1 protein-coding gene is annotated in these 3,200 nt (G+C 73.9%); it reads left to right on the forward strand.

Annotated features, from left to right (window positions below; translation table 11 throughout):
• Positions 1 to 3,200: type I polyketide synthase (locus KN815_RS38255; RefSeq protein ID WP_216346417.1), on the forward strand; the 3,200-nt coding region annotated here is incomplete at both ends.

Here is a 3,200-nt window from a genome sequence, read left to right on the forward strand (position 1 = left end):
CCATCGCGCTCGCGGGCGGGGTGACCGTGATGGCCACCCCGGGCACCTTCATCGAGTTCAGCCGCCAGCGCGGACTGTCCTCCGACGGCCGCAGCAAGGCGTTCTCCTCGGACGCGGACGGCTTCAGCCCGGCCGAGGGCGTGGGCATGCTGCTGGTCGAGCGGCTGTCGGACGCGCGCAAGAACGGCCACCCGGTGCTGGCGGTCGTGCGGGGCTCGGCGATCAACCAGGACGGTGCGTCCAACGGGCTGACGGCGCCGAACGGGCCGTCCCAGCAGCGGGTGATCCGGCAGGCCCTCGCCAACGCCCGGCTGTCGCCCGCCGAGGTGGACGTCGTCGAGGCACACGGCACCGGTACGACGCTGGGTGACCCGATCGAGGCGCAGGCGCTGCTGGCCACCTACGGCCAGGAGCGGCCCGACGGGCAGCCCCTGCTGCTCGGCTCGATCAAGTCCAACATCGGCCACGCCCAGGCGGCCGCCGGTGTCGCGGGTGTGATGAAGCTCGTCCTCGCGCTGCGCCACGGCGTCCTGCCGGAGTCGCTGCACATCGTGGAGCCCACCCCGCATGTGGACTGGTCGGCGGGCGAGGTCGAGCTGCTGACCGAGGCGCGCGAGTGGCCGGAGACCGGCCGTCCGCGCCGGGCCGCGGTGTCCTCGTTCGGCTTCAGCGGCACCAACGCCCACGCCATCATCGAGCAGGCCCCGGCCGAGGAGCCGGACGAGACCGAGCCGGCCACCCGGCGGCCGGGCGCGCTGCCGTGGACGGTGTCCGGCAAGAGCGAGGCCGCGCTGCGCGCCCAGGCCGCCAAGCTGCTGGCCCACCTTGATGCCGACCCGGCCCCGCGCCCGCTGGACATCGGCCACTCGCTGGCCACCACCCGTGCCGCCTTCGAGCGGCGCGCGGTGCTGGTGGGTACGGACCGGGACGAATTCGCCGGTGGTTTGGACGCCCTCGCTAGGGGGCAGGTCCTGCCCAACCTGGTGCAGGGGGCCTCAATCGGGGGCAAGGCCGCATTCGTGTTCCCAGGACAGGGGTCACAATGGGTAGGCATGGCCGTGGAGCTGTTGGATGCTTCACCGGTGTTCGCTGCCCGTATTGATGAGTGTGCCGCCGCGCTCGCAGAGTTCACCGACTGGTCGTTGGTGGATGTGCTGCGCGAGGCGGAGGGCGCACCGTCACTGGAGCGGGTGGACGTTGTTCAGCCGGTGTTGTTCTCCGTGATGGTTTCGCTCGCGGAGCTGTGGCGTTCGCTGGGGGTCCGGCCATCGGCCGTGGTCGGCCACTCGCAGGGTGAGATCGCCGCCGCGTGCGTGGCCGGAGCCCTCTCGCTTCAGGACGCTGCCCGGGTGGTGGCGCTGCGCAGTCAGGCGATCGGCCGGGTGCTGGCGGGCAAGGGCGGCATGGTGTCGGTGGCGCTGCCGGTGGCGGACGTACGGGAGCGGATCGCGCCGTGGGGCGAGGAGCGCATTTCGGTGGCGGCCGTCAACGGGCCGTCCTCGGTGGTCGTCTCCGGTGAGCCGACCGCCCTCGATGAGCTGGTCGCCGCGTGTGAGGCCGATGAGGTGCGGGCGCGCCGGGTGCCGGTGGACTACGCCTCGCACTCCGCGCAGGTCGAGCTGCTCCGCGAGGAACTGCTGGAGCTGCTGGCCCCCGTAGCGCCCAAGACGGCCGAGGTGCCGTTCCTGTCGACCGTGACGGGGGAGTGGGTCGACGGTTCCGAGCTGGACGCCGAGTACTGGTTCACCAACCTGCGTCGCACCGTCGAGCTGGAGGGCGCCATCCGCCGCCTGCTGGACGAGGGCTTCGGGGTGTTCATCGAGTCCAGCGCCCACCCCGTCCTCACGATGGGTGTGCAGGAGACGGCCGAGGACGCGGGCCGTGAGGCCGCCGCGATCGGTTCGCTGCGCCGTGACGAGGGCGGCCTGGACCGCTTCTGGATCTCCGTCGGCGAGGCGTGGACACGTGGCGTCACCGTCGACTGGGAGGCGGTGTACGAGGGGACGGGCGCCGAGCGCGTCGAGCTGCCCACGTACGCCTTCCAGCACCAGAGCTACTGGCCGCGGCCGGCCGACACCCCGGCCGACGAGTCGGGCACGCCGTCCGACGCCGTCGACGCCCGCTTCTGGGCGGCCGTCGAGCGCGAGGACCTGGCGTCGCTGGCCGACACCCTCGCGTTCCAGGACGACGGTGAGCGATCCTCGCTCGGCGCCGTCCTGCCCGCCCTGGCCACCTGGCGCAAGCAGGCCCGTGAGCAGTCCACGGTGGACGGCTGGCGCTACCGCGTGACCTGGACCTCCCTGACCGACGCCCAAGCCCCGCGGCTGTCCGGGACCTGGCTGCTGGCCGTGCCCGAGTCCGCCGCCATCGACGACTGGACGCTCGGCGCGGTCCGGATGCTCACCGAACGCGGCGCCGAGGTACGGCAGATCACCCCGACCGCCGTGGAGTCGGACCGCGCCTCGCTGACCCGCCTGGTGCGCGAGGAACTGGCCGACGCCACGACCGTCTCGGGGGTGCTGTCGCTGCTCGCCTTCGACCAGGGCACCGCGCCCGGCACCGACGGTGTCGACGCCGGGCTGACCGGCACCGCCGCGCTGATCCAGGCGCTGGGCGACGCCGGGGTGGACGCGCCGCTGTGGTGCGCCACCCGGGGCGCGGTCGCCGTCGGGCAGACGGACCCCGTCGAATCCCCCGACCAGGCGCTCGTGTGGGGCCTGGGCCGGACCGCGGCGCTGGAGTACCCGGAGCGCTGGGGCGGTCTGGTCGACCTGCCAGGCTCGCCCGACGAGCGGACGCTGGCCCGGCTCGCCGGAGTGCTCGCCGGGACCGAGGGCGAGGACCAGCTCGCGGTGCGCGCGGCCGGGGTGTTCGCCCGCAGGCTCGTACACGCCCCGCTGGCCGGTGGGCCCGCCGTGCGGACATGGAAGCCGGCCGGTACGACGCTGGTCACCGGCGGTACGGGCGCGCTGGGCGCCCATGTGGCGCGCTGGCTGGCCGCGGGCGGCGCCGAGCATCTGGTGCTCACCAGCCGCCGTGGTCTGGAGGCCCCGGGCGCGGCGGATCTGCGGTCCGAACTGACCGAGCTGGGCGCGAAGGTGACCATCGCCGCATGCGATGTGGCCGACCGTGCCCAGGTCGAGGCGCTGCTCGCGGGCATCCCCGCCGAGCACCCGCTGACGGCCGTCGTCCACACGGCC

It is taken from the genome of Streptomyces niphimycinicus, assembly GCF_018883605.1.
Taxonomy (GTDB): Bacteria; Actinomycetota; Actinomycetes; order Streptomycetales; family Streptomycetaceae; genus Streptomyces; species Streptomyces niphimycinicus.